General features: G+C 63.9%; 4 protein-coding genes. 2 read left to right on the plus strand and 2 right to left on the minus strand.

Annotation, left to right across the window (positions count from 1 at the left end; all coding sequences use genetic code 11):
* Positions 1-575 (minus strand): rhomboid family intramembrane serine protease (locus tag AC5DC2_RS21620; RefSeq protein WP_491699977.1); only part of this gene is annotated, 575 nt, incomplete at its 3' end.
* 269 nt (positions 576-844) lie between these two features.
* On the opposite strand from AC5DC2_RS21620, the gene AC5DC2_RS21625 reads away from it, so the two are divergent.
* Positions 845-2,296 (plus strand): SPOR domain-containing protein, encoded by a 1,452-nt coding sequence (locus AC5DC2_RS21625; protein ID WP_491699978.1) that lies wholly within the window; start codon positions 845-847, stop codon positions 2,294-2,296.
* Positions 2,297-2,507: 211 nt separating this feature from the next.
* Entirely contained in the window at positions 2,508-2,777 is a 270-nt protein-coding gene (locus AC5DC2_RS21630; RefSeq protein ID WP_244435593.1) for a hypothetical protein, read from the plus strand.
* Between the two features lie 71 nt (positions 2,778-2,848).
* Here the strand turns inward: AC5DC2_RS21630 and AC5DC2_RS21635 are convergent.
* The coding region (locus AC5DC2_RS21635; RefSeq protein WP_491699979.1) for a YiaD family glycine zipper/OmpA-like lipoprotein at positions 2,849-3,325 on the minus strand (477 nt) is incomplete at its 5' end.

Consider the following 3,325-nt stretch of genomic DNA (forward strand, 5'->3'; position numbering starts at 1 on the left):
GCTCTCCTCGACGCTGACGATGACGACGGTCGGGGAGCGGCCTCGGGCTCAGGGCGTACTGGGCTGCTCAGTGGGCTCGGATACGAAGCCCGGCAAGAAAAGACGAAGCGGCAGGCAGCCCCCATATAGGCCGACACCACGCCGGAAGCGCCGATCAGCACCGTCACGGCGCCCCAGTCCGTGAGCGCGAAGAAGAAGGCGGAGGCGACAGCGCTCGTCAGCCACAGAAAGAGAAAACGCGCCGGCCCGAGCCGCAGCGCAACCGGCGCGCCGAAGATCGCCAGCCAGATGGCGTTGAAGATGATGTGGCTCCACCCGCCGTGGAGAAGCGAATAGGTGAAGGGAGACCACAGCCAGGCGAAGTCCTGCCCGGACAGCGCACGGACATAGCGCACCGGCATGAAGCCGAATTCCCGCCACACCATCAGGTTGGCCGCATTGCCGAGAACGAATTGCTGCAGCAGGAAGATCGCGAAAAGCACGGCAAGCGCCGCCAGCACGACCGGCGGAAGGTTGATCGGCGGCTCGCGCCTCTGGGGCCGGAAGGGGTCGCCGCCGGTTCTCGGTGTGCGCATGGGTCTTGCTCCTGTTCGGCTTCTGATTATCCGATCGGAACATGTTTGAAAAGCGTCGCCGGGCATGGCAGAAGGCGAAGCGGAAAAGCGGCCGCGCACCGGGCGCGAAGAACAGGAATAAACGATGCCGCCGCGGCAATTTAAACGAATATTAACCGCGATTTGATCAGATCGATCCACAGCCTAGCAATGCATGAACGCGACCGGTATCATGCCGGCACGGCTTCGCCAGGAAACATCAACCGCCAGATTTCGCAAGAGTTTTTCGAATGCAGAGACAGGCAAACCGCCGCTTCCGTTTGAGCCGGTTCCTCAATGCCGTGATGGTCCTCGCGGCACTCGCGACCCTCCTTACCGGCCTTCCCGTCAACGAGGCCCGCGCCGATTCCAACGACGCGGCGATCGTGATCGACGCCAACACCGGAAAGGTTCTCTACAGCGAGGCGCCGGATGCGCCGCGCTATCCGGCCTCGCTGACGAAGATGATGACGCTTTACATGCTGTTCGAAGCGCTCGACAACGGCCGGGTAACGCTCAATACCAAAATACCGTTTTCGAAGAACGCGGCAGCGGAACCGCCGACCAAGCTCGGCATTCCCGCCGGCGGCAGCGTGACGGTCGAAACCGCGATCTACGCGCTCATCACCCGCTCGGCCAACGACGTCGCCACCGCCGTCGGCGAGTATCTCGGCGGTTCGGAGAGCAATTTCGCCGCGATGATGACCAACAAGGCGCATGCGCTCGGCATGACGCGCACGACCTATCGCAATGCCCACGGCCTGCCCAACAGCGCGCAGAAGACCACGGCCCGCGACCAGGCCCGTCTCGGCATCGCGCTGCGTCAGCATTTTCCGGAATATTATCACTATTTCGGCACGCGCAATTTCAAATACGGCAAGTACAATATCGGCAATCACAACCGCCTTCTCGGCCAGGTGAAGGGCGTTGACGGCATCAAGACCGGCTACACCAACGCCTCGGGCTACAATCTCGCCACCTCCGCCGTCTCCGGCAATCGCTCGATCGTGGCCATCGTCATGGGCGGCGCGACCGGGGCAAGCCGCAACCAGTGGGCGACGCGTCTCGTGACGACCTACCTGCCCAAGGCTTCCAACGGCCGGAGCGGCAATTTCGTCATCGCCCGCGCCGACGCCATGGTGTTCCCGGAAAAAGGCCCGATCCCCTATCCCCGCCCGGCGGCAGACGGCGGCGTCGCGCTCGCCTATGCGGCAAACGACAATGCCGCGCCTTCCGCTTCGGCTGGCCTGACCGGCGTCCAGGCCGAGCTCGTCTCCAACGTTCCGCTGCCGAGCGAACGCCGCCCGGCCGACAATGACGAAGGGCTGAGCGTCGAGGATGTGCTGCAAACGGCCGACGATGTCGCCGATGCCGTCGGCGGTGCGATCATTCCCGCGGCTCAGGCCTCGGAAAGCGCCCCGGACACCTCGATCAAGACCGCCTCGATCAGCCAGCCGCGCGGCTGGGTCGTCCAGGTCGGCACAGCCGCGACCGCCGAGGGCGCCCGCGCGCTGCTGACCCGCACGCAGGGCAAGGCCGGCGGCGCGCTCGACAAATCGGAGCCCTTTGCCCTTGCCTACAACAATGGCGGCCAGGAGATCTACCGCGCCCGCTTCGGCGGCTTCCCCGACCAGGAAGAGGCGGTCAAGGCCTGCCGCGCGCTGAAGCGCAACGGGGTCAGCTGCTGGGCAAGCCTGCAGTAACGCGCAAGAAGTAAAGAGCGCGCTGCGGCGCGGGGAAAAGAATGACTGAATAAAACGCCGGTCCGCATCGCGGGCCGGCTTTTTATTCGTAAAGGGTTTTGAAAGATTTCTCCGATAGCCTCATCGGTAAGGTTTCGGAAAGCAAGAAACGCAAAGCTTTCGGCGCCATGGAAAAGCCCATTATCTGTCCTGCGTAGCGATGGGGATCGAAGTGAACAGGAAACAGCGTTCCGGCATGATGTCAGGCAATACTGAACCCGCAACCGCCCGCCGCAGCGGTTTCAACCCGCTCCACGAGGCCGCCCAGAAACTGGCGGAATATGCCCGTTTCCAGGGCCGCTACAAGGCAAGGGAACTCGTCGGGCTTCTGACCAGCCAGGGCGAGCGCGCCGCGCGCGCCGTCCAGCCCGCGGCCCGCATTCATCTCTATATCCGCGCCGATCGTGACGGGCGCGCTCCGGTCAACCTCAGACTGCGCTGAGGGATGCGGGACCCGCATGAAAAAAGGCGCCGCGCGGCGCCTTTTGTCGTTTCCGGCAGGCCGTGCGAGCCTCACATCCTGACGGCGGAGATCTGGATTTCGACGCGCCGGTTCTGCGCCCGGCCTTCCGGCGTGGCGTTGGAGGCGATCGGGTTGGACGGACCGAAGCCGACGGCGGAAATGCGGTTGGCGCCAACGCCCGACTGAACCAGATAATTGCCGACGCTGTTGGCGCGCTCCTGCGACAGCCTCTGGTTATATTCGACAGAACCGGTCGAATCCGTGTAGCCGTTCACATTGACGGCGGTACGGTCATATTTGCGCAGCACCGTCGAAACAGCATTCAGCGTCGAATAGAAGTTCGGCAGGATCGTGTATTCATCCGTCGGGAAGGTAACGTTGCCCGGCATGATCAGCGTCAGCATGTCGCCGTTGCGGACGACGGAAACGCCGGTGCCGGCCAGGGCCTGGCGGAATTCGCGCTCCTGGCTGTCCATATAGGCGCCGATGCCGCCGCCGGCGATCGCGCCGATCGCGCCGCCGATCGC

It is taken from the genome of Martelella sp., assembly GCF_984369615.1.